Source organism: Sphingopyxis sp. YR583, assembly GCF_900108295.1.
GTDB lineage: Bacteria > Pseudomonadota > Alphaproteobacteria > Sphingomonadales > Sphingomonadaceae > Sphingopyxis.
In genome coordinates this window covers 2,330,150-2,354,342 of record NZ_FNWK01000001.1, presented here as the reverse complement: position 1 = coordinate 2,354,342, position 24,193 = coordinate 2,330,150, and the positions used below count along the sequence as shown (strand labels likewise).

At 64.4% G+C, this 24,193-nt stretch carries 22 protein-coding genes; 18 read left to right on the top strand and 4 right to left on the bottom strand.

Going from position 1 to position 24,193, the window contains the following annotated elements:
• Positions 1-56 precede the first annotated feature (56 nt).
• The 14 genes from BLW56_RS10780 (at position 57) to BLW56_RS10715 (ending at position 17,043) form a co-directional block, all read left to right on the top strand.
• Positions 57-557 (top strand): hypothetical protein, encoded by a 501-nt coding sequence (locus BLW56_RS10780; RefSeq protein WP_093510490.1) that lies wholly within the window; start codon positions 57-59, stop codon positions 555-557.
• Between the two features lie 17 nt (positions 558-574).
• Positions 575-2,230: a M20/M25/M40 family metallo-hydrolase gene (locus BLW56_RS10775; protein WP_093510489.1), complete on the top strand. Its 1,656-nt coding sequence runs from the start codon at positions 575-577 to the stop codon at positions 2,228-2,230.
• Positions 2,231-2,315: 85 nt separating this feature from the next.
• Positions 2,316-4,130, top strand: coding sequence for a DUF885 domain-containing protein (locus tag BLW56_RS10770; RefSeq protein ID WP_093510488.1), 1,815 nt, complete (start codon positions 2,316-2,318; stop codon positions 4,128-4,130).
• 18 nt (positions 4,131-4,148) lie between these two features.
• The gene (locus BLW56_RS10765) at positions 4,149-4,724 is read left to right on the top strand and encodes a phosphoribosyltransferase (protein ID WP_093510487.1); all 576 of its coding nucleotides are present in this window, start codon (positions 4,149-4,151) and stop codon (positions 4,722-4,724) included.
• Positions 4,717-5,751 carry an adenosine deaminase gene (locus tag BLW56_RS10760; protein ID WP_093510486.1) on the top strand — a complete coding sequence of 345 codons (1,035 nt, stop codon included), beginning with the start codon at positions 4,717-4,719 and terminating at the stop codon, positions 5,749-5,751. The genes BLW56_RS10765 and BLW56_RS10760 overlap by 8 nt, the downstream gene beginning before the upstream one ends.
• A 124-nt stretch (positions 5,752-5,875) precedes the next feature.
• Positions 5,876-6,250 carry a BlaI/MecI/CopY family transcriptional regulator gene (locus tag BLW56_RS10755; RefSeq protein WP_093510485.1) on the top strand — a complete coding sequence of 125 codons (375 nt, stop codon included), beginning with the start codon at positions 5,876-5,878 and terminating at the stop codon, positions 6,248-6,250.
• Complete coding sequence (locus BLW56_RS10750) at positions 6,250-7,962, top strand: M56 family metallopeptidase (RefSeq protein ID WP_093510484.1); 1,713 nt, start codon at positions 6,250-6,252, stop codon at positions 7,960-7,962. Before BLW56_RS10755 ends, BLW56_RS10750 begins: the two co-directional genes overlap by 1 nt.
• A gap of 113 nt (positions 7,963-8,075) precedes the next feature.
• Positions 8,076-8,822 carry a hypothetical protein gene (locus BLW56_RS10745; protein ID WP_143043435.1) on the top strand — a complete coding sequence of 249 codons (747 nt, stop codon included), beginning with the start codon at positions 8,076-8,078 and terminating at the stop codon, positions 8,820-8,822.
• On the top strand, positions 8,819-10,918 hold the full coding sequence (locus BLW56_RS10740; protein WP_177175910.1) for a TonB-dependent receptor plug domain-containing protein: 2,100 nt from the start codon (positions 8,819-8,821) through the stop codon (positions 10,916-10,918). Before BLW56_RS10745 ends, BLW56_RS10740 begins: the two co-directional genes overlap by 4 nt.
• Before the next feature lie 17 nt (positions 10,919-10,935).
• Positions 10,936-11,313 carry a reverse transcriptase-like protein gene (locus tag BLW56_RS10735; RefSeq protein WP_177175909.1) on the top strand — a complete coding sequence of 126 codons (378 nt, stop codon included), beginning with the start codon at positions 10,936-10,938 and terminating at the stop codon, positions 11,311-11,313.
• Between the two features lie 82 nt (positions 11,314-11,395).
• Entirely contained in the window at positions 11,396-11,878 is a 483-nt protein-coding gene (locus BLW56_RS10730) for a hypothetical protein (protein ID WP_093510482.1), read from the top strand.
• A 169-nt stretch (positions 11,879-12,047) separates the two neighbouring features.
• Positions 12,048-13,088, top strand: coding sequence for a rod shape-determining protein (locus tag BLW56_RS10725; protein ID WP_093510481.1), 1,041 nt, complete (start codon positions 12,048-12,050; stop codon positions 13,086-13,088).
• A gap of 185 nt (positions 13,089-13,273) precedes the next feature.
• Positions 13,274-15,442, top strand: coding sequence for a primosomal protein N' (locus tag BLW56_RS10720; RefSeq protein ID WP_093510480.1), 2,169 nt, complete (start codon positions 13,274-13,276; stop codon positions 15,440-15,442).
• A gap of 68 nt (positions 15,443-15,510) precedes the next feature.
• Entirely contained in the window at positions 15,511-17,043 is a 1,533-nt protein-coding gene (locus BLW56_RS10715; RefSeq protein WP_143043434.1) for a hypothetical protein, read from the top strand.
• Here the strand turns inward: BLW56_RS10715 and BLW56_RS10710 are convergent.
• The gene (locus BLW56_RS10710) at positions 17,037-17,795 is read right to left on the bottom strand and encodes an isocitrate lyase/PEP mutase family protein (protein WP_093510478.1); all 759 of its coding nucleotides are present in this window, start codon (positions 17,793-17,795) and stop codon (positions 17,037-17,039) included. The two genes, BLW56_RS10715 and BLW56_RS10710, sit on opposite strands and share 7 nt — an antisense overlap.
• A 123-nt stretch (positions 17,796-17,918) precedes the next feature.
• On the opposite strand from BLW56_RS10710, the gene BLW56_RS20870 reads away from it, so the two are divergent.
• Positions 17,919-18,041 carry a hypothetical protein gene (locus BLW56_RS20870; RefSeq protein ID WP_256203385.1) on the top strand — a complete coding sequence of 41 codons (123 nt, stop codon included), beginning with the start codon at positions 17,919-17,921 and terminating at the stop codon, positions 18,039-18,041.
• A 66-nt stretch (positions 18,042-18,107) separates the two neighbouring features.
• Complete coding sequence (locus tag BLW56_RS10705) at positions 18,108-19,502, top strand: tetratricopeptide repeat protein (protein ID WP_093510477.1); 1,395 nt, start codon at positions 18,108-18,110, stop codon at positions 19,500-19,502.
• A gap of 64 nt (positions 19,503-19,566) precedes the next feature.
• On the opposite strand, the gene ada is transcribed toward BLW56_RS10705, so the two are convergent.
• Positions 19,567-20,601, bottom strand: coding sequence for a bifunctional DNA-binding transcriptional regulator/O6-methylguanine-DNA methyltransferase Ada (gene ada / locus BLW56_RS10700; RefSeq protein WP_093510476.1), 1,035 nt, complete (start codon positions 20,599-20,601; stop codon positions 19,567-19,569).
• Complete coding sequence (locus BLW56_RS10695; RefSeq protein WP_093510475.1) at positions 20,598-21,068, bottom strand: DUF1203 domain-containing protein; 471 nt, start codon at positions 21,066-21,068, stop codon at positions 20,598-20,600. The genes ada and BLW56_RS10695 overlap by 4 nt, the downstream gene beginning before the upstream one ends.
• Before the next feature lie 163 nt (positions 21,069-21,231).
• Here BLW56_RS10695 and BLW56_RS10690 point away from each other — a divergent pair, with 163 nt between their 5' ends.
• Positions 21,232-22,053 carry a DUF2306 domain-containing protein gene (locus BLW56_RS10690; RefSeq protein WP_093510474.1) on the top strand — a complete coding sequence of 274 codons (822 nt, stop codon included), beginning with the start codon at positions 21,232-21,234 and terminating at the stop codon, positions 22,051-22,053.
• Between the two features lie 41 nt (positions 22,054-22,094).
• Positions 22,095-23,648 (top strand): S1C family serine protease, encoded by a 1,554-nt coding sequence (locus BLW56_RS10685; protein WP_093510473.1) that lies wholly within the window; start codon positions 22,095-22,097, stop codon positions 23,646-23,648.
• On the opposite strand, the gene BLW56_RS10680 is transcribed toward BLW56_RS10685, so the two are convergent.
• A complete protein-coding gene (locus BLW56_RS10680) occupies positions 23,626-24,183 on the bottom strand; it encodes a hypothetical protein (protein WP_143043433.1) in 558 nt (185 codons plus the stop codon). The genes BLW56_RS10685 and BLW56_RS10680 overlap by 23 nt on opposite strands.
• Positions 24,184-24,193: the final 10 nt, after the last annotated feature.

Genomic DNA, 24,193 nt, shown 5'->3' with positions numbered 1-24,193 from the left:
AATGCGCTCCATCATGCTAAGGCCCGGTTTCCAAACCCGAAAAGGGAAACCAAACCATGCCCCTCCTCGCCGCCCCCGCCCTCATGCCGCTCCTGATGCTCGCCGCCCAATCGGCCGAAGATATCGTCGATGGCGGCGATCCGCCGTGGAGGGGACAGATGCAATGCACCGTCACATGGAATGACACTGGCGGCATGGACGATGCGTGGACATTGGCGGTCGCGAGCGACACGAACAATATGAAGCTCGCGATTGCCGCCCGCGCCACCTCCGCCGACCCCAAGCCGCTGGCGAAGGACGAAACGCGCGAACTTACGCCGCGCAAGGCAAAGCTGGAAATCGCGGGCATGGGCGGCGGCGAGGTCGAAGTGACCAGCTTCGCGATCGGCGAAGATCGCATGTGGCACGACGTCCCGCTCGGCCATGTCGAAAATCTCGACAAATTCCCCGCCGACTTCGCGCTGAGCCTCACCTTCGAAAACACGAAACCGATGAAGGTGGAAATGCGCGACTTTGTCGGCGCGCGCGCCTATCTCAAACGCTGCCTCGACCGCTGATCAACGGAAAGTCCCCCATGTCCCGCTCTATCGCCGCCGCTCTCCTGCTCGCTGCCACCGCCGCTGCGCCCGCTGCGGCGCAAACGGGTATCGACGCCGCGAACCTCACGCAGACCGTCCGCACCCTCGCCTCTGACCAGTTTCAGGGCCGCGCGCCCGGCACGATCGGCGAGGAGCGCACCATCGGTTATCTGATCGGCCGGCTTCAGGCGCTGGGGCTCGAACCCGCGGGCGTGGGCGGCGGCTGGACCCAGCCCGTGCCCCTGCTCCACACGCGCGTCGGCACTCCGACGGCGCTCGGCTTCGACCGCAAGGGCACGGCGACGCCGCTGACCTTCGGCACCGACATCTATCTCTCGACGCTCCAGCCGAAGGACCAGGCGGTTGTCCAGAACGCTCCGCTCGTCTTCGTCGGTTACGGAGTCAGCGCCCCCGAACGCGGCTGGGACGATTTCAAGGGACAGGATCTGAAGGGCAAGGTCGCGGTCTTCCTCATCAACGACCCCGATTTCGTCGCGAAGAAAGGCGAGGACAGCTTCGGCAAGTTCGGCGGCCGGACGATGACCTATTATGGCCGCTGGACCTATAAATTCGAGGAAGCATCGCGCCGCGGCGCGATCGCCGCGCTGATCGTCCACGACACCGACGGCGTGGGTTACGGCTGGAACGTCGTCAAAGCCCCCGGCGGTGAAAATTACGGCCTCGTTATGCCGCCCGAAAAGGTCACGAGCCTCGCGCTTCAGGGCTGGATTTCGGGCGAAACCGCGACGAGGCTGTTTGCCAACGCCGGGCAGGATCTCGCGAAGCTGCGCACCGCCGCACGCCGCAAGGATTTTAAGCCCATCGACCTTGGTACCAACTTTAACGCCGCGCTCCCTGTTACGCAGGAGGTCGTGCAGAGCCAGAATGTCCTCGCAAAAATCCCCGGCGCCAAGCGCCCGGACGAGGTCGTGATGTACGGCGCGCACTGGGACGCCTATGGCGAAGGCGCGCCCGACGAAAAGGGCCGCATCTACCGCGCCGGCGCCAATGACGACGCGCTGGGCGTCGCGGGCCTGTTCGAAATCGCGCGGCTGTTCAAGGCGGCCCCCGCGCCCGACCGCACGATCGCCTTCGCCTTCTGGACCGCCGAGGAACGCGGGCTCCTAGGCTCCGAGGCCTACGCCCAAAACCCGATCTTCCCCGCCGAAAAGACCGTCGCCAACTTCGGCCTCGACATCCTCCAGACCGCAGGCCGCGCAAAGGACGTCGTCCTCGTGGGCAAGGGCCAGGGCAGTCTCGAGGACGATCTCGCGCGCGTTGCGGCGACGCAGGGCCGCACCGTCTCGGTGGAGAGCCTTCCAGAACGCGGACTCTTCTACCGCGCCGACCATTTCAGCCTCGCCAAGCGCGGCGTCCCCGTCCTCCTGATGATGGGCATCGCGGGTGCCTCGGACCTCGTCGAAGGCGGCAAGCCCGCCGGGCAGGCGTGGGTCGATGCCTATACCGGCAAATGCTATCATCAAGCCTGCGATGCGTGGGACGAAAGCTGGAACCTCGACGGCGCGGTGCAGGACATCTCGGTCTTCTACACGATCGGCGACGAACTCGCCCGCTCGGCCAAATGGCCGGGCTGGAAGGACGGCAGCGAATTCAAGGCCATCCGCGACCAGAGTGCCGCGTCGCGGAAATAGGCGGGACAGCGGCATAAGCCACTGAAATATTATTGCGCCCGGCCCGGCGCTGCGCAACAAGCCTGCCATTCGATAGGAGACCCCGATGCGCTTTGCCGTTGCCCTGATGCTGCTTCCCGTCCTGCCCTTCGCCCCGATGGCCGCGCCCGCCTTCGCGCAGGCGGCACCGCAAGCCGGCGCGCAGGATCAGGCACTGCTCCAGTTTCTCGATCGGGCGTTCGAAGAACGGCTCGGCCTCAGCCCCGAATCGCAGACGCAGCTCGGGCTCAAGACCAACTACAACAAGCTCGACGATTACACCGACGCCGCATCGCTGCGCGAGCAGGAGCTCGCCGAGCGCCAGCTCAAGGACATGCACGCGCGCTTCAAACCCGACCAGCTCGGCGAGAGCGCGCGCGTCAGCTACCGCCTGTTCGAATATGAGGTCGAACGCGGCCGCGAATCGCTCCGTTTCCGCAAGCTGCGCTTCCCCGTTTCGACCAACGGCAGCCCCGCGGGTGCGATCCCGGTGCTGCTCATCAACAATCACAAGATCGACAGCGTCGCCGATGCCGAGGCCTATATCGCCCGCCTGCGCGACACCGACCGCGTGATGCGCGAGGTCGCGGCGACGATGCGCGAACAGGCCGCGGCGGGGATCGTCCCCAACAAGGTCAATTTCGCCCCTGCGCGTGCCGACGCGCTCAAGGTGATCACCGGTGCACCCTTCGGCAGCGGCGCCGATTCGACGTTGCTCGCCGACTTCCGCAAAAAGGTCGATGCGCTCGATGCTCCGGCGGCGACCAAAGCGCAGTTGCTCGCCGATGCCAGCGCCGCGCTGACCGGACCGTTCAAGCACGGCTACACCACGCTGATCGCCGCGATCGACGAGATCGAGCCCCAATCGAAGGGCAATTTCGGCGCGTGGAGCCTTCCCGACGCCGCCGCCTATTATGCCGACCGACTGAAGAGCTCGACCACCACCAACCTCACCGCCGACCAGATCCACGACCTCGGCCTCGCGCAGGTCGCGGCGATCCGCGGCGAGATGGAGGCGATCAAGCGCGAGGTCGGCTTCACCGGCACGCTCGAACAATTTTTCGACCACATTCGTACCGACCCGCAGTTCAAATATCCCAACGACGAGGCCGGCCGCGAAACCTATCTCGCCGACGCCCGCGCGGTGATCGCATCGGTCATGGACGCCGCGCCGCGCTATTTCCGCGTGCTCCCCAAGGCGGCGCTCGAAGTCCGCGCGGTCGAGAAATGGCGCGAGGGGACGGCGTCGACCGCCTTCTACAACCCGCCCTCGGCCGATGGCACGCGCCCCGGCATCTATTATGTCAACCTCGTCGACATGAACCAGACGCAAAAGGTGCAGGTCGCTGGCATCGCCGCGCACGAAGGCGCGCCGGGGCATCATTTCCAGATCGCGCGCCAACAGGAACTCACCGGCATCCCCAAATTCCGCAAGTTCGGCGGTTACGGCGCCTATATGGAGGGCTGGGGACTCTATTCGGAACGGCTCGCGAACGAGATGGGCGCCTACAAGACCCCCTATGACCGCTTCGGCATGCTGTCGCTGCAGGTGTGGCGCGCGATCCGCCTCGTGCTCGACACCGGCATCCATTCGAAGCGCTGGACGCGCGAGCAGTCGATCGCCTATTTCAAGGCGAACAGCTCGGTGTCCGACACCGACATCGCGCGCGAAGTCGACCGCTATTTCAACTGGCCGGGTCAGGCGACCAGCTACATGGTCGGCCAGCTCAAGATCGCGGAGCTTCGCAAACGCGCCGAAAGCGAGCTGGGCTCCCGCTTCGACATTCGCGACTTCCACGAAGCGGTGCTCAGCGAAGGCGCGCTGCCGCTCGATATTCTCGAAGAGCAGGTAACGCGCTATATCGCGGCGAAGCAGAAATAGGATCGGCGGTTCCGGCACATGAGCGGCGAAAAGATCTTCATCAGCGCGAACGATCTGCTCGCCGACTCCTTCCGGCTCGGCATGCAGGTGCTGGACAGCGGCTTCCAGCCGACGCATCTCGTCGGCATCTGGCGCGGCGGCGCGCCGGTCGGGATCGCGGTGCAGGAACTGCTCGACTATCACGGCCAGCATTGCGACCATATCGCGATCCGCACCTCTTCCTATCACGGCATCGACAAGCAGGACGCGCACGTCAAAGTCTTCGCGCTCGGCTATCTCATCGACACGCTGAATCCGGAGGATCGCCTGCTTGTCATCGACGACGTTTTCGATAGCGGGCGCAGCATCCGCGCTTTCATCGCCGAACTGAAGGCGCGCTGCCGCCACAATATGCCGCGCGACATTCGCATCGCGACCGTCTGGTTCAAACCCGGCCGCAACGTCACCGACCTCCGCCCCGATTTCTTCGTCCACGAAACCGACCAGTGGTTGATCTTCCCGCACGAGGTCGATGGACTGACGGTCGACGAGATCCGCCAGCACAAGCCCGAGGCCATGATCATCCTGCGCGAGGAGGGCAAGTCCGATGCCTGATGGTTTTACGTCAGCGGAAGAGCGTGCCGCCTTTATCGCCGCGCTGCCCAAGGCCGAACTTCACCTTCATATCGAAGGTTCGCTCGAACCCGAGCTGATGTTCGAACTGGCACAGCGCAACAAGGTCGCGATTCCCTTCGCCAGCGTCGAGGACGTGCGCGCCGCCTACGCCTTCTCGAACCTCCAGGATTTTCTCGACATCTATTATCAAGGGATGGGCGTCCTCCACAGCGAGCGGGACTTCTATGACCTGACCGCCGCCTATCTCACGCGCGCCCACGCCGATGCCGTCCGCCACGTCGAAATCTTCTTCGATCCGCAAGGCCACACCGACCGCGGTGTCGCCTTCGGAACCGTAATTGCGGGCATCACCCGCGCGCTCGACGATGCCCGGACGAGCTACGGAATGACGTCGAAGCTCATCATGTGCTTTCTCCGTCATCTCAGCGAAGCCGAGGCCGAAAAGACGCTCGACGAAGCCCTCCCCTTCCTCGACCGCATCGATGGCGTCGGCCTCGATTCCTCCGAGGTCGGCCACCCGCCCGCCAAATTCGAACGCGTTTTCGGACGCGCCCGCAGCCTCGGCCTCAAGATCGTTGCCCACGCAGGCGAAGAAGGCCCGCCCGCCTATGTCCATGAAGCGCTCGACCTCCTGAAAGTCCACCGCATAGATCATGGCAACCGCAGCCTCGAAGACCCCGCCCTCATCGCGCGTCTCGCGGCCGAGGGCATGACGCTCACTGTCTGTCCGCTTTCCAATCTCAAGCTGTGCGTCGTGAACGACATCACCGCGCACCCACTCAAGACGATGCTGGACGCTGGCCTGAAGGCGACGATCAACAGCGACGACCCCAGCTATTTCGGCGGCTATGTGAACGCCAATTATCAGGCGGTCGCCGACGCGCTCGACCTTTCGAAGGACGACATCGTCACGCTCGCGCGCAACAGCTTTGCCGGCTCATTCCTGAACGAAACCGGCAGGGCGAAACATCTCGCTGCGATCGACGCCTACGCCGCCGCGGCCTGAAGGAACGACGGCCGGCCACTCTAAAGCGGCTGCGCACCACTGCCGGGCTATCCGGATAAAACCCCTTGCCAAGCATGCGCTACAAATGTAGCACGCTACAAATGTAGCGCATGAGGTGAGTCGTATGTTGTCCAGTCTGCCCCCACGGGAACGCGAAATCGTCGATATTCTCTATGAGCGTGGCGCATCGACCGTGACCGAGATCGGCGAGGCGCTCGCCGATGAGCTTTCAGGATCGGCGATCCGCGCGATGCTGAAACGGCTTGAGACGAAAGGCTTCGTAGCACGCGAACAATCCGACCGCGGCTTCGTCTACGCGCCGAGCGTGTCGGACAAGACCGCGCGCAAGTCGGCGCTGTCACAGGTCGTGCGCGTCTTCTTCAACGGATCGGCGACGAGTGCCGCGGCCGCCCTGCTCGGCATGCAGGACGAGATGAGCAATAGCGAACTCGACGAACTCGAACAGATGATCGCCAAAGCGCGCGAAGGGAGAGGGTGATGCTGATCACCGCCATATTGCTGAGCCTAGCCTGGAAATCCGTCGTCGTAGCGGGGCTGACGCTCGGCCTGCTCCGCCTCGCGCGGTGGCGTTCGGCCGGTGAGCGATCGATGATCGCGCATGCGGGTCTCGTTGCCTTGCTCGCATTGCCTGCCGCGATCCTGTTGCTGCCGCAATGGGCCCCGCTCCCGGCCAGCTGGTCGTTCGAACAAGCCGTTCCGATCGCGCAGACTGCAACAACAGGGGGATCGGCGATCGATCCGGCACCCGCCGCGACGTCAGTCCCTGTCGCGGTCGATAGTGCCGGATCGACGCCGATTGTCTTTTCGTGGAGCGAGCTTGCCCCCTTTCTCTATCTTGCCCCGCTCCTGCTGCTATCTGGAGTGATGGCACTCGCGGTGGTGCGACTGTTCGCGATGCGCGGACGCGCTGAGATACTGGTCGAGGGGTCGTGGCTGTCGGCGCTGGCCGAGGCACAGCGGCGCATGGGGTTCAAACATGGCACCGCACTGTTGGTCAGCAAGGAATTGCGCTCGCCAATCAGCTGGGGCGTACTGCGCCCGACGATCGTGCTGAGCCCGAAGGCGGTCGCCGCGTCGGATGAGGCCGAGGCGATCATCGCGCACGAACTGGCGCATGTCGCGCGGCTCGACTGGGCGAAGCTGCTCGGCGCGCGCATCGCCTGCGCGGTTTTCTGGTTCAATCCGTTCGTATGGATGCTGGCGCGCGAAAGCCATCAACTGCGCGAAGAAGCCGCCGACGACGCGGTGCTGATGGCAGACATCGACGGACCCGATTATGCGACGCTGCTCGTCGGCGCGGCGCGACACGACAATCAGGGCACGCTGCTTGCCGCGCATGGCGTCGCGCCCGGCAAAGACAGTCTGAAGCGCCGGATCACCCGCGTCCTCGACGGCAGCCTGAAGCGTGGGCCGGCGAGTGCAAGCTGGATGTTGATGAGCCTTGTCGTGCTCGCAGGCATCACTGCGCCGCTCGCCGCATTTTCGGCGACGGCCAAGCCAGAGGCGACCGAAGCAAGCCGCACGTCTGTCGCATCGACCACCCGAGCAGCGACAATCACCTCTTCCTCCTCGGCCGCCGCGACCAAGGGTGCGAATGATACGGCCGCAGTGGCGAAACCGTTGAGCGCCGAGGAACTGGTGAGCATGCGCGCCGTCGGCGTGACGCCCGAATATGTCGCGGAGATGCGCGAACATAAGCCGGCAATAACCGCCGACGAAATTATCGGCGCTAAGGCGGCCGGGGTCGATCCCGCCTATATCAAAACGATGCGCGGCATCTTTCCTGGGACCGATATTGACGAGTTGGTCGGCGCGGCCGCGCTGCATATCGAGCCGCGCTTTGCGCGCGACATGAAAAGCCATTTTCCCGATATCAGTATCGATGACGTGATCGCCCTGCGGGCCATGGGCATCGACTGCGACTTTGTAACCGATATGCAGAAGGCTGGCGTGAAGATGCGCAGCGCCGACGACGCAATCGAACTGCGTGCGACGAGCGGATTCCGACCGGTTGCAAAGCCTCGCCCCGCAGCGACACCGCGCCCGGTGGCGAAAGCGGTACAGAACGGCAATGTTGCGATCGTCGATCTGGAACGCGGCGTAATCGAGGCACGCCGAGCCGACGGCCGAACCGCGCGGATCGAATTCCCGCAGGCGCCCGAACCACCCAAGCCGCCCGTTCGCGACTGACGCCCGGACATTCGTCCGCAGCGACCGACGATTAATCGAAACCTGATTCAAAATTGCCGCTGCGGCGGCGAGCGATGACGCTCGCCCGGCGCACGGAGGGAGGAGTGCACCCGATGAAAGCCCTGTATCTTGCTGGCGCCGCCGCGCTGACCTCGATCCTTGCCTGTTCGGCACCGACCGCCGCCGCCAACCCGCTCGTACTGAACGACATCAGTTGGGTCGCCGAGTCCGCGGGCGGAAAAAAGGGCGCCCCGCGCGTCCGGATCCAGCACAGGAAGTCCAGCAGCGACCAAAGCCTTGACGGATCGCGCCCCTATTTCACACCAGCCGAGGCAGCGCTGGGGCGGACGACGCAAGGACCGGTCAGCTTTACCGTGATGCATGATGCTGGAACCTTGTCGTGCACCGGCATATTGAACCGCGCTTTCGAAGGAAGGGGGGAGTGTCGCTTCACGTCCGATCCCGCGTTCGAGCATGCACTCAGCGAACGCGGCCTGTCACCCGATCATCGTTCCACCCTGCTCGCGATGTTGCTCGTCGATGCGACGATCGAACTGGCCGACGGGCTCACAAACGAGGGGGTACGGCCAAAGGACGCCGACGACCTGATCGCGGCGGCGGCGCTCGACGTGCGGCCTGAATATGTGCGCGATCTGAAGTCAGAGGCGCTGGTGCTCACCGACGTCGAGGATGCGATCGCATGCAAGGCACTCGGCGTCGACGGCGCCTATGTGCGCGGGCTGGCCGCGGCGGGTTACAGAAAGCTTAGCGCCGACGAGGTCGTCGGCATGAAGGCGATGGGCGTGACCGGCGAATATGCGCAGGCGATGAACCGCGCGACGGGGGGACTGTCCAAGTGAAACGACGGATCAGTCTGATCGCGGTTGCGGCCACGCTGTCTACGCCCGCGCTGGCGCAGGAGGCCGCGGCTCCGACCGGCAACACCCCCCCGCCCGCATCCACCGAAGTGCCCGCTGGCGGGATCAGCAACGCGGCGCGGCAGGTCTATACGCCCGCCGACTTCGCGCGCTACGCACCGAACAACGCCTATGACATGCTAATCCAGGTGCCGAGCTTCCAGATCCGCGACAACGAGAATCTCCGCGGACTGGGGCAGGCGACCGGCAATGTGCTGTTCAACGGCGAGCGGCCGTCGAACAAGGCCGACGACATGTACACCCAGCTGTCGCGTATCCCCGCCAGCAATGTCGAGCGGATCGAGATCGTCGACGGCGCGACGCTCAATATTCCCGGCCTGTCGGGACAGGTCGCCAATATCGTATATCGCGCCGACGCCTTTTCCGGGCAATTCTCGTGGAAGCCTGAATTCCGCGCGCATTATACCGATCCGCTGTTTACCCGTGCCGATGTGTCGGTGCGCGGCCGCACCGGGACGATCGAATATGAGGTGGCGCTGAACAATGACGATTCGGCGCGCAGCGGTGCGGGCGGGCCGACCCTGATCTATGACGGCGCGGGCAATATCACCGAACGGCGCAAGGATATCTGGAACACCCATTACGACACGCCAAAGCTGTCGGGGCGGATCACCTGGGATCCGGTGGGCGACACCGTTGCGAACCTCGGCGGCCATTATCAGCGGAAATATGACCGCTATTATGAGGATGGCGTGCGCATAGGCTCGGGCCTGCCCGACCGTGTCCGCACAGTATATGAAAATGCCGACAGCTGGAATTATGAGGTCAGCGGCGACTATCAGTTCGGCGTCGGGCCCGGGAAGCTGAAGCTGATCGGGCTCCGCCGGTTCAGCCACGAGCCCTACCGGCAGGAAATCGTCACCACCACCGAAGGTGGCGTCGCTACGGGCGACCGTTTTGCACAGACCGGCGACATTGGGGAGACGATCGGGCGCGGCGAATATCAGTGGAAGATGTTCGGCGGCGACTGGCAGCTCTCGGGCGAAGCGGCGTTCAACACGCTCGACAATGTCGCATCGATCGCGGTGCTGGGTCCAACGGGGACGTGGGTCGACCAGCCGTTCGACGGCGGCACCGGCGGCGTGAGTGAGGATCGCTACGAAGGGCTGCTGAGCTTCGGGCGCAAGCTGACCGACAAGCTGAACTTCCAGATCATCGCGGGAGCCGAACATTCGACAATCACGCAGACGGGCATGAACGGCCTGACGCGCAGCTTTTTCCGGCCCAAGGGATCGGTCTCGCTTGCCTGGACACCGTCGCCCGATTTCGACGTTTCGGTGAAGCTGCGGCGGCGCGTGTTGCAACTATCCTTTTATGACTTCCTCGCGCGCGCCTTCCTGAATGACGGGAACCAGAATGAGAGTAACAACGACCTTCGGCCGCAGCAGGACTGGACCTATGAGGCCGAGATCAACAAAAAATTTGGTGCGTGGGGCTCGACCAAGGTTATATTGATCTACCGCGACGTCGAGGACCGCGTCGATGTGATCCCGATTGGCGCCAATGGTGAGGCGGTCGGCAATATTGCAAAGGCAAAAGCGGGCGCGATCGACTGGACGGCAACGATCAATCTCGACCCGGCCGGGATCAAGGGAATGCGGCTCGAGCCCCGGATGCTGCTGCAGAAAAGTTCGCTTCGCGACCCCTTTACCGGAGAGAAGAGGCAGTGGAATGGCTTTACCGACACGGTGATCAGCCTCGGCCTGCGCCACGATATGCCGGCGAGCGACTGGGCATGGGGTGGTGACGTAGAATATTCGCATTACCAGCCCAATTACCGGCGTAACCAGGTCGACAAGGTATGGGAGGGGCCGGTCTGGGCGTCGGTCTTTGTCGAGCATAAGGATGTGCTCGGCCTGACGGTACGGGCGTCGGTCCGCAATATCGCCAACGCGCGCTCGAAACGCGACCGGACGGCCTATACCGGCGTTCGCGGGGAAAGCCCCGTCAGCTTCGTCGAGGAACGCGACCGGCTGATCGGGCCGATCTTTTCCTTTTCTGTACGCGGCAAGTTTTGACCGGCTAAGGGAGTTCGATGGTGGCGCGCCGGATCAAAATCTATTTCGACGGCGGGTGCAGGCCCAATCCGGGGCGGATGGAAACCGCCGTGGTGACAGGGGGAGCGGCAACGGTCGTGCGCGACGCCGGGATCGGTAGCAGCATGGATGCCGAGTGGCTGGCGCTGATCGCAGCGCTGCGGTTGGCGTATAATCTGGAGCTGACGAACTTCGTCCTGCTCGGTGATGCCGCGGCAGTGGTGGAACAGGCCAACGGTATCGTGCGGGCGCGGGGAGAGGCAGCGAACCATCTCGCCACTTTCCATGCACTCGTGGGAAACGGGCCGGCGCCGATCGTGCGCCATATCAAGCGGACGCAGAATCTGGCGGGAATCGCCCTCGCGCGAGGGAAATAGAGCGCGGAGGATTGTCAATCGACATCACGAGTTGTTAAGCGCCGCGCGCCTATCCTGGCTGCCCCGATGGAAGACCGGCGCGTTGAAGCAAACCTATCCCTTACCCGTGCATCATAGCTGGCCGCTCTATGAGCGCGATCGGTTTTTCGAGCTTGGGCAGTTGCACGGCGACGAGATGCTCGATCCGGTCCCCGATCTGGACGACATCGTGGCACCGATGCGGCCGGCCCGGCTGGGCCGTTGGGAATGCGATCTGACCGACAATAACCGGCTGAGCTGGACCAAAGAGGTCCATGATATTTTCGGCATTCCGCGCGGCGCGACTGTCAAACGCGAAGAGAGCGTCGCGCTCTACTCCGAAGGGTCACGCGCGGCGATGGAGAAGCTGCGCGCCTATGCGATCAAGCATCGCCGTGGCTTCACGCTCGATGTCGAAATCAGGCCGGCGCAGGCGCCGCGTCGATGGATGCGACTGATCGCAGCACCGGTGTGCGCGGGTGACGAGGTGATCCGGCTGCAGGGCCTGAAATTCATCGTGCCGGGTTCGAACGGTCCCGAATTTTGAACCGGTCGAGCAGCCGGGCCTGAGAAACCACCGTTCTGACAGTATTGATGGCAGCTTTCGTTGACGCGGCCGCGCGTGCGGCGCAGTCGATATGTGACAGTCGTTGAAGGCGCCAATGGGCCAGCACGCCTGATTCTTCCGTTCCTTCCCGAAGGCTTTTGCCCCGCATATGAAGTTTTTTAATCGGTTTGCGTCGGCCGCGCACAATATGGCCATCGACCTGGGTACCGTGAACACCGTGGTTTATGTGCGCGACAAGGGCATCGTCCTCAACGAACCGTCGGTCGTTGCGCTGGAAACACGCGACGGCGTGCGGCGGGTCAAGGTTGTCGGCGACGAGGCGAAGCCGATGATGGGCAAGACCCCCGACAATATCCAGGCGATCCGTCCCCTGCGCGACGGCGTGATCGCCGACATCGACGTCGCCGAACAGATGTTGAAGCATTTCATGGACAAGGCGCAGGGCGGTGCGAGCCGTTTCATGCAGCGCAGCCATGTCGTCATCTGCGTGCCGTCGGGTTCGACGATGGTCGAACGCCGCGCGATCCGTGACGCCGCGAGCAATGCCGGCGCGGTGTCGGTGCAACTGATCGAGGAATCGCTTGCCGCCGCGATTGGTGCGGGACTGCATGTCACCGAACCGCGCGGGGCCATGGTCGTCGATATCGGCGGCGGTACCACCGAGGTCGCGGTGCTGTCGCTGAGCGGCATCGCCTACAGCAATTCGGTGCGCGTCGGCGGCGACAAGATGGACGAGATGATCTCGTCGTCGATCCGCCGCAGGCACAATCTGATGGTCGGCGAAATGACCGCCGAGCGGGTGAAGTTGACGATCGGCTGCGCGACGCCGCCCGTCGGCGACGGAATGGTCATGGGCGTGAAGGGCCGCGACCTCGTAACCGGCCGCCCTGCCGAGGTGCAGGTGACAGAGGCCGAGATCGCCGAAGCGCTCGCCGAACCGGTCGGCCAGATCGTCAGCGCGGTGCGTGCCGCGCTCGAACAGACACCGCCCGAGCTGTCGGCCGACATCATCGACGAAGGGATCACGCTGACCGGCGGGGGAGCATTGCTGCGCCGGATGGACGACGCGATCGCACGCGCCACGGGGTTGCCGGTCGTCGTCGCCGACGATGCGTTGATCTGCGTCGCGATGGGCGCTGGCCGCGCGTTCGAGGATCGTGCCTATCATGGTGTTCTGATCGCCGCCTGATCTACGTTTTCCGACGGACCGCGCGAAAGTCCTGTTCGCAACCGGAGCCAGAGACAGCTAAGGCTACCCTGTCGATGGGATCGGCTGTCGCTGGGAACCCACGACGGCTGCAACCGGCCTGAGACCGCCTTTGCAAGCTTCGGCGCTTTCCTATTTTACCCGCCGCCCTATATCCTGCGCAGTCTATGACCCGCGCCCGCGTCCTCCTTCTCACCGCCGCCCTCGGACCGCTCGACTATCGCGTCCCGCGCGAGAGCGAAGCCCCGCTCGGCAGCGTCGTCGTCGCGCCGCTCGGTCCACGGCGCCTCGGCGGCGTGGTGTGGGAGGATGCCAGCTTCGGCGCGCCCGAAGCGGTCGGCGACAATCGCTTGCGCAATCTCTACGAAGTCGTGCCCGTGCCGCCGATCGCGGCGCCGCTGCGCCGTCTCGTCGAATGGACCAGCGACTATTATCTCGCGCCGCCGGGCTCGGTGCTGCGCATGGTGTTGCCGGGTGTCGCCTTCGCCGATGCGCGGCGACCGATCGTCGAATATCGCGCCACGGGCGAATTACCCTTCCGGATGACGGCGCAGCGAACGGTGGCGCTCGAGGCGATCGGCGAACGGCAGGGCATGGTGCGCGAACTGGCCGCGCTCGCCGAGGTCAGCGACGCGGTGATCCGCGGGCTCATCAATACCGGCGCGCTCGAGGCGGTGGCCGTGTCAGCCGATCAGCCCTATCCCGAACCCGACAGCAGCTTCGCGCGCCCCGATCTCTCTGACGAACAGAGTGTCGCCGCCGCGCAGCTTAAGGACGCGGTGCACGCCGGGAAATTCGATACGCTGCTGCTCGACGGCGTCACGGGGTCGGGCAAAACCGAAGTCTATATGGAAGCGATCGCCGCAGCGATCGATGCGGGCAGGCAGGCGCTCGTCCTGCTCCCCGAAATCGCGCTGACCGAACCGATGCTGACGCGCTTTACCGCGCGCTTCGGCTGCGAGCCCGTTGCCTGGCACTCGGGGCTGCGCTCGGCCGAGCGTCGGCGTGCCTGGCACGCGATCGCATCGGGCGACGCGCGCATCGTCATCGGTGCGCGTTCGGCGCTCTTTCTCCCCTACGCCAATCTCGGCGTCATCGTCGTCGACGAGGCGCATGAGACGAGCTTCAAGCAGGAGGATGGCGTCCATTATCACGCGCGCGACGTCGCGGTGATGCGCGGGCATTTCGAGGGGCTGCCGGTCATCCTCGCGAGCGCGACCCCCGCGCTCGAAAGCCTCGCGATGGTCGAGGCGGGGCGTTATCGCCATATCCAGCTCCCTGCGCGCTTCGGCGGCGCGACCCTACCGGATCTTTCCGCGATCGACATGCGGCAGGATCCGCCCGACCGCGGCCGCTGGCTTGCACCGCCGCTCGTCGACGCGCTCGCCGACCGGCTCCAGAAGGGCGAGCAAAGCCTGCTGTTCCTCAATCGCCGCGGTTTCGCTCCGCTCACGCTCTGCCGGACCTGCGGCCACCGCATCCAGTGCCCGAACTGCACCGCATGGATGGTCGAGCACCGCCTCGTCCATCGCCTCGCCTGCCACCATTGCGGCCATGTCATGCCGCCGCCGCGGCTCTGCCCTGAATGTGAGGACGAGGACAGCCTCGTCGCCTGCGGCCCCGGGGTCGAGCGCGTCGCCGACGAGGTCGCGCTGCGCTTTCCCGAGGCAAGGACAGCGATCGTCACGTCGGATACGCTCTGGTCGCCTGCAAAGGCGGCCGAATTCGTCGACAATGTCGAGGGCGGGTTGGTCGATATCATCATCGGCACCCAGCTCGTCACCAAGGGCTATCATTTCCCGAACCTCACGCTCGTCGGCGTCGTCGATGCCGATCTAGGGCTCGACGGCGGCGACCTCCGCGCGTCCGAGCGCACCTTCCAGCAGATCGCGCAGGTTGCGGGGCGCGCCGGGCGCGGCGTGAAGCCGGGTGAGGTGCTGATCCAGACGCGCGTCCCCGAGGCGCCGGTGATGGCCGCGCTCGTCGCGAATGACCGCGACGGCTTCTATTCGGCCGAAGCCGCGGCACGGAAATTTGCGGGCGCGCCGCCCTACGGCCGCTTTGCCGCGCTCGTCATCTCTTCGGAAGATATCGAGGTTGCGCGCGGGCAGGCCCAGCGCTTGGGACAGAAGGCGCCCGTCGCCGAAGGCCTTGCCGTCTATGGCCCCGCCCCCGCGCCGCTCGCGATGCTCCGCGGCCGCCACCGCTTTCGCCTTCTCCTCCACGCGCCGCGCAGTTTCGACCTGCAGGGCACGATCCGCGATTGGGTGGGCAGCATCGATTGGCCATCGAAGGCGCGGCTCGCGATCGACATCGATCCCTACAGCTTTGTCTAACCCGCAGGTGGGTTTACAGTCTGCCGACGCGCTGGCAGCATCGACGAAAGAGCTGGGGGAGCTTTTTCATGATCAGAATATGGGCAATGGCCGCGGCGATAGCGGCGGCGCTGGTTGCAACAACGGCCGAGGCACGCTGGCTGCGCGCCGAAACCGACAGCTTCATCATTTACAGCGAGGGTAGCGACAAATCGCTGCGCGAATTCGCCTCGACGCTTCAGCGGTTCGATGTGGCGCTCCGCATCCTGCTCGACGTCAAGGACCGGGGCGAGACGAACCGATTGCCCATCTACCTGCTCGTTTCGACCGGAGAGGTCGCGAAACTCTACACCGGTTCGCGTGAGTCCTCTTTCGTCGGATTCTACCGAACGGGGCGTGAGGGCAGCTTCGCGGTGTCGCATCGCGAAAATGGCGGTCGCTCGCGCGGCACCTCGGCGTCGCAGGAAACATTGTTCCATGAATATGCGCATCATTTCATGAAGCGCTATCGGACCGGCGCGTTTCCGGCGTGGATCATCGAAGGTTTCGCCGAATATTATTCGACCGTGGATTTCAACAAGGATGGCAAGGCACTGATCGGCAAGCCCGCTTATGGGCGGGGTTACGGGCTTGTCCAATTGCCCCAGATCCCGGTTGAGGTCCTTCTCAACACCGACCCCAATTCGCTGAAAACGACGGGTCAGGTCGATGTCTATTACGGGCGTGCCTGGCTCTTGACGCATATGCTGTTCCACAACCCTGAGCGCGAAGGGCAGTTGAGCGCCTATGTCCGCGCGATCAACGCGGGCGTCGAAGCCCGTGAGGCGGCACGCGTCGCCTTTGGCGATCTCAAACAGCTCGACAGGGATCTGGCGATCTACCTCCGTCGTCCGCTCAGCTATCGCGAGACCAGGGATGCGATCCCCCTTCCTACGCAGGTCTCCGTGACCGCGCTTTCACCCGGCGAAGATGCTGTCATTCCGCTGAGGCTCGCACGACTGAACAGCCGCGGCGAAGACGGCAGCCCGATCCGCGACAGCTTGCGCGCCCTTACCGCCACGCACGCCAATGATGCCGCCGTTTGGTTCGAATATGCCGCCGCAGAATGGGCGCTCGACGAGGAGGTTCGCGACCTCGCCACGGTTCGCAGCGCCGTCGATCGCGCCCTCGCGATCAAGCCCGACCATGTTCGGGCCAACGTCCTGCTAGGCGAGTTGCGGATGCATGAACTTGAAAAGAAGGGCGATTATGAAGATACGAGCTGGCGCACCGCACGCGAACCGATAGCGCTCGCGAACAGGACCGATCCCGACGACCCGCTACCGCTCTATCTCTATTTCCAGAGCTTCCTCGCGCAGGGCAAATCGCCACCCGTCATTGCCATCGAGGGTCTCGAGCGGGCATTCCAGCTCGCCCCCGAAAATATCGAGATGCGGGTCGCCTATGCTTTTGCGCTCGCCAATCGCGGCCAATTCACATCGGCCATCAAGCTGGCGCAATCGATCGCATTCGACCCGCATATCGGCGCACAGGCCCGGCCGTTTCTCGAACAATTGCTTCGGATGCGCCAGGAGCGCCAAGGCATGGCTCCCCTTGTCGCAACCGAATCACCCGATCAATAGTCGGGCTCGTCGCCCGCCATCACCTGCGCCGCCTGCCCGGCCAGCCAAGCCATCGCCGCCGCCCAGGGCTGGTGCCCATGGCTGATCCGCGCAACGCCCAGCTCCGCCAGTTCCTTGTGCGTCGGCCCGCCTTTGCCGCGCAGGATGTTAACCGGCAGCGGCGATGCGTCACAGATCGCGCCGATGCATTTCGGGTCGAGCAGGAAAGGTACGAACAGCGACCCCGCGCCGGCATTGGCATAGGCGCGCGCGCGTTCGAGCGTCGCTGCGACAAGCCTGCCGCCGTCTTTCGCAGCATCCTGTCCGCGAAATGTGTCGCAGCGCGCATTGACGAAGATGCCGGTATCGGCGGCGGCGCGATAACGCCGGCCGGCCTCGGTCATGGAAAGCAGGTCGGTCGCGCCCGGCAGCCGGTCTTCCATGTTGATCCCCGCCGCGCCCGCGGCCCGCGCGCGCGCGACGGAAACGCCCACCGTGGCAGGATCGGCGCCATAGCCCGCCTCCATGTCGATCGTGACGGGCAGGTCGGTGACCGACAGGATGCGGTCGAGATTCTCGAACACCTCCTCAAGCGGAAAATCCTCGCCGTCGGCGCGCCCTTGGGCGCCGGCGACGCCGAAACTGCCCGTCGCGATTGCTTTCGCTCCCGCCGCGGCGACCGCCTTTGCGCTCCCCGCGTCCCAGATATTGACGAGAATCAGCGGGTCGCCGGGGATGTGCAGCGCGCGAAAGGCGGCAATCTTGTCGGTCATTTCTTCATCTCCTCATCAAATACATCTGCGGGAACAGGACAGATAAACGGCAAAACTTCAGACGGTTGATGCCGCGGTCCGGCTTGATATAGTCGCCTCGCGAAAATTTACCGGGGAAAACAAATGATCGCATTTCTGAAAACCGCGCTGCGCGGCGGCCTTGCCGTTGCGCTGCTTGCCTTGAGCAGCACGGCCCACGCCGAATGGTGGGAAGCCGAAACAAGTCATTTCATCATCACGTCCTAAAGCACGAAGGAGGATGTCGAGCGCTTTGCAACGCGCCTTGAACGGTTCGACAACGCGCTGCGATACATGCAGGGGCTTCCGATACCGGGGCCCGACATCGGTCAATCGAACAAGGTTCGTGTCTATCGCTTCGGCGGCATCGACGACATCGGCCGCCTCGCCGGTAGCGCCGGCGTCGCGGGTTTTTACATTCCGCGTGCGGGAGCAGCCGTTTCCTTCGTTCCGGCGGTCGAGGAACAACGCGACCGTTTCAGTCGCCATCTGGACCAGCGCGAGATCAACCAGAAAACCGCGCTGACCGCCGAAGGCATATTGTTCCACGAATATGTGCATCACTTCATGCTGCAGAAATTCAGCACCGCCTATCCGCATTGGTATGTCGAAGGCTTTGCCGAACTCTATGGCACGCTTGAACTGCTCGACAATGGGGCCTTCCGGGTCGGCAACGTCCCGCAGCACCGCGGCGACGACCTGTTCGAACTGCCGGGCATCCGGCTGACGCGCTTGTTCGATCACAAAAAGCGGCTCGACGGGCAGGAATATTTCCAGTCCTACTCGTTCGGCTGGATGATCGCGCACTATCTGAATTTCAACAAGCCGCGGCAGGGACAACTCGCACAATATCTGAAAGCGCTGAATGCGGGTGAAGACAGCCTGACGGCGGCGCAGCGCGTATTCGGCGACCTCGACAAGCTGCAAAGCGAACTTCGCAAATATAAGAGCGGGCCCTTTCCGACGCTCGACGTCAAGCCGGTCAATTATGTCGCGCCGAAAGTCGATATCCGGCGGCTGACGCCCGCCGAGGAAGCCGTCATCAAGGCGCATATCCGCACCCAGCGCGGAGTCTCCGAACGCCAGGCGCGCACCGTGGCGAACGAGGTGAACGGCATGGATACGAAATATCCCGACAGTCTGGGCGTGCAACTGGCGGTCGGCGAAGCCTATGTCGATGCAAAGGAATTCGCAAAAGCCGAAACGGCTCTGAAACAGGCGCTTGTTCTCGAACCACAATCGCAGGACGCACAGATATTGATGGGCGGCCTGTTCATGACCCGCGCCAAGGAGGAAAAGAATCCGGCCCTCTACGCCACGGCGCGCAAGTGGTTTGCCGAGGCATATCGGCTCGATCCCAAAGATCCGCGCGCGGCGATCGGCTATTATATGTCCTACTACGAGGCGAAGGAGCCCATTCCGGAACCGGCAATCATCGCACTGGAAAGCGTGTTCGAATATTCGTCCTATGACGATGGCTATCGCATGGTCCTCGCACGCCAGCTGCTCAACGAAAACAAGGGCAAGCTGGCCCGGTCGGTGCTCGCTCCACTCGCCTTTTCGAGCCACAAGCAGGAAAAGGCGAACAAGGTCGCCAAGGTGGTCGATGAAATCGACGCCGGACAGATCGACGCGGCTCGCTCCACCATGGCGAGCATCTTTGCCGATCAGGAAAAAGAGGACAGCTGACCGCATCGCGTTGTCACCGAAAGGCGCCGGACGGTATTTCGCGACGTCCGGCGCCATTTTCGCATCAACGCCCTTCGCGTTTCAGCAATTCTTCCTTGATCGGCAGGCCATAGGCATAGCCGCCGAGCGTCCCGTCGCTGCGCACGACGCGGTGGCACGGAATCAGCACCGCAACATTGTTCGCACCATTGGCGCTGCCCGCCGCGCGCACCGCCTTCGGCTTGCCCACGGCGGCGGCAATATCGGCATAGCTGCGCGTCTCGCCTGCCGGGATCTTGCGCAATTCACGCCACACCGCTTCTTGAAAGGCGGTTCCCTTCACGTCGATCGGGATATGGTCGAAGCCGTTCACCGGTGCCTCGACCGCCGCGATCACTTGCTTCAGCAAGGCCTCGAACTCTTCGCCACCCTCGATCAGGCTTGCCGCCGGAAAACGCTCCTCGAGCGCCTCCCGACCTTCGTCGAACGATAGACGGCACACCCCCTTCTCCGTCGCTGCGACGAGCATGTCGCCTAGGCTCGTCGGCACAACCGCCCAATGGATCGTCGTGCCCTTGCCGCCGTTCACCCACGCCGACGCGGTCATGCCCATGCGTCCTTCCATATTCTCATAGAAACGCGACGGCCCCGAAAAACCTGCATCGTAGATCGCGTCGGTCACCCGGCGGCCGTCGCTCAGCGCCTGCCGCGCACGTTCCTCGCGCAACGCGCGCGCATAGGCCGCGGGCGAAAGCCCGGTTTGGCGGGTAAAGACGCGCTGGAAATGCGTCGGCGAATAGCCCGTGCGCGCGGCAAGATCGCCGAGTGCGAGCGGCTCCTCGCTCGTCTTGATCGCCTGGATCGCCGCGAGTACCGCACCTTCGTCGCGCGCGACATCATCGGGCAGGCAGCGCTTGCACGGGCGCAACCCCGTTTCGCGCGCCGTCGCGCCGTCTGCGAAGAAGCGGACATTGTCGCGTAACGGATGCCGCGCGGCGCAGCTCGGCCGGCAATAGATACCCGTCGTCAGCACGCCGGTCACGAAACGCCCGTCCAGCGCGCGGTCGCGGCGCTGCACCGCCGCCCAGCGATCGTCGTCGGTCATCAGGTCGGCGCTCATGCTGCGTCCCTTTCGATTCGCGCGGCGAAACAGCCATGCGCGGCGTTATGGGCATCGATATAGGAAATGCCCATGTCGGCGAACAGATCGCGGATCGCACCATCGACCTCGCCCGGTCCCGCGAGCCGGGCGCTCTGCAACATGCCCCCGGCATCGAAGGCGCGGAGCGCGAGCGGGCGCCCTTCGAACACTGGCGGCAGTTCGTCGCGATAGCTCGCCGCCCCGACATCCGGACGCACATAGATCGCATAGGCGCTGCGATAGGGCGTTTCGACGTCGTGGCTGGTGTGGTGGAGCAGAATCAACGCCTCCCCCGCCCGCGCATCTTCGAGGCTGATACGGCATGGAAAACCGCGATCGGCTGTAGCCGTCACCCGGCGCGCGTTGATCGCAGCAAGGCCGGCATCGTCGAGCGCGAAAAGCGGTGCGAAGAGGTCGGGGTCCAGCCCCCGGATCGCATAGGTCATCGGAACATCCTTTCTCGGCTGTTGGACATTCCTGCCACGGCACGATTCCTGCTGCGTCCCGATGCTTGCGTTCAAACATTACGGCGCAAGTGTATTACTGTATTATATCATTGACTCACCATGATGAAAAGCGCACGCTCCCGCGACAAATTGGGGAACCCGCATGGCCACCATCGACGCATCGATAACCTCCGCACGCTCTGCGCGCCGCATCGATTGGCTCGGGCGCAGCGCGACTTTTTGCTATCTCGCCATTGCAGCGGGCCAATTGCTCTTCGTCGCCTTCATCCTGCTCTATTATTATCCCCCGACGCTGGCCGGCAATTTTGCCGCGTGGAATGAAAAGCCGATCATCAAGGGCTTTGTGGCGGGCGACACGGCGGGCAATCTCTTCTTTGCGGTGCATGTTCTGCTTGCGGCAGTCATCACCTTTGGCGGCCTCGTGCAACTCGTCCCCGCGATACGGAACCGCCGGCCCGCGCTCCATCGCTGGAACGGCCGGCTCTATATGCTGTGCGCGCTGGCGCTCGCGATCGGCGGGCTATGGATGACATGGGGTCGCGGCACCTGGCTCAACACTATCGGTGCTATCGGCATCACGCTCGACGCGCTGCTGATCACGGGCTTTACCGCACTCGCTTGGCAGGCCGCACGCCACCGGCAGTTCGCCGACCATCGCCGCTGGGCGACCCGCCTGTTCGCCGTCGCAAGCGCAGTCTGGTTCATGCGCGTCGGCTATATGGCATGGGGACTCGCGACCGGCGGCGCGGGGATCGGCAAGGCGATGGACGGTCCGTTCGACCTGTTCCTCGCCTTCGCCAATTCACTGCTGCCACTCGCGATCGCCGAAATCTATCTGCGCGCCGGCGCACGCGGGACGCCGCTCGCGCGGCAGGCGACCGCCGCGCTGCTCGGCGTCAGCGGTCTTGTCATCCTCGCGGGCAGCGCCGGGGCGTGGATGGTGATGTGGGGACCATATATCTAGCCGCCCTTGCCTTCGCTTCCGGGCTGGCTAGTGTGCGCGCCATGACCCGCCTCCTCGCGCTGCTGCTCGCCCTCTTCGCCCTCTCGCCGTCACTGTCTGTCCCGGCCCGCGCCGCCGACGATATCAGCGCCGCGTCGCGCAGCGTCGTGCGCGTCGTCACCGTTGCGATGGTCGATGGCGAGGTCGTCGGCTTCGGCCACGGCAGCGGCATCGCGATTTCGCCGACGCGTATCGTCACCAATGCGCATGTCGTCGAATCGGCCGCCAAATATCCGGGCAATGTCGCCCTGGGTGTCGTCCCGTCCGAAGGACAGAAGAGCTTCGCCGGCAAGCTGATCGCGATCGATACCGCGCGCGACCTCGCATTGATCGAGATTACCGAGGGCCGCCTGCCCGCCGCCGCGATCTACACCGGCCCGCTCGATTCGGGTGCCGACGTCGTCGCCTTGGGCTATCCGGGCAACGTCGACCTCGCCACCGCGCGCAGCGCCAATGACTATATAACTCCGCGGACCCCGACGCGGAGCGAAGGCAATATGTCGAACATGCAGTCGGTCGACGGGGTCGCGATGCTGATCCACACGGCCAAGATTTCGCGCGGCAATTCGGGCGGGCCGCTCGTCGACCAGTGCGGCCGGATCACCGGGATCAACACCGCAATCACGCGCGCCGACGACGGCGACTCGCCCTTCGCCTTTGCGATCGCCGGTCGCGAACTCATGCGCTTCCTCGCCGACGCGAACCAGCCCTATACGAGCGTTGGCACAACCTGCGTCTCGATGGCCGAAGCCGACGCCCGCGACCGCGCCGCGATCGACGCCGAAGCGCGCGCGAGCGCCGAGGCGAACGCTGCCAAAGAAGCCGCCGCCAAACTCGACCGCGATCTCAAGCAGGCGCGCGCCGAGGAAGACGCGCTCGCGTCGCGCGAGAATCGCATCGCACTCGCCGGCGTCTTCTTCGTCATCGGCGCGCTCGCCGCCGGTGCCGGCCTGATGTTCTATAACCAGAAGAATCTGCGCAACGCGAAGATCGCGGGCGGTGCAGGCGCGGTGCTGATTCTCGGCGCGGCGGTGCTGTTCGTCACGCGCCCCGACGCACATGCCGAGATTGCAGAGGAAACGGCCGCCGTCGCGGCGACCGGTGCACCCAAGCTCGCGCAGGGCAATTTCCTCTGCACGATCCGCCCCGACCGCAGCCGCATCACCGTGTCGGCGACGACCGACGTTCCGATCGCGATCGGCAAGGGCGGCTGCGTCAACGGCCGTACCCAATATACGCAGGGCGCAGACGACCGCTGGCAGCGCATCCTCGTGCCGAACGACGAGGCGACCGTGACCGTCGCGTCGATCGATGCAACGGGGCGCGACTATCGCGTCGACCGCTATCTGCTCGATGCCGAGACGATGACGAAGGCGCGTGAGACGCGCGCGGCAATTACCTTGAAGAGCTGCACTGCCAATCCCGACGAGCTTGCGGGGCTTGCGGCGCAACAGGATGCGATCCGCAGCGCGCTGCCAGCCAGCCCGAACGAGCGGCTCGTCTATCGCTGCCAGCCCGCGAGCGGCGCGGCGGTCAAGCCGGCGGCCGCGCCTTGAGCCGATAGCCGGCGTTCGCGCCGACCCAGATATAATTGCTCATCATCTCGCCGGCGAATTGACCGTCGACCGTGCCGACCTCGAGGTGCAGCGGATCGCCCGGCTTCGCATAGGCGTAAGCGCAGGTCTTTCGGTTCCACAAAGTCGCGACGAGCTCGTTGCGATACAAGATCGCATAACGCTTGTTATCGGCCGCCGGATAGGGAGCCCGGCCGCTGACGATGCGAAAGCCCGCCATATAGGCATCGTTGACGACGCCGCAGAGCGCGTCGCCCTCGCGCGTCGCGGTCATGCGCAGTTCGGCGGCAAGCGAAGGGCTGTCGCTGAGCGCGGTGAGCTGGCGCACCTGCACCTTGCCCCCGGCGCCTTCGTTGAGCCAGGTCATGATTCGGCAGGTGCGTGCGGCCGTGTCGGGATCGTGGCACTGGACCTTGCCCGCACGCGCATCGGCGAGCGAGTCCTTCACCGGCTTGTACGCCGGATCGATGTCGAAATCGGTCGCCGAAACCAGCAACAACATGGCAAGCAAAGACATGGCGGTCCTC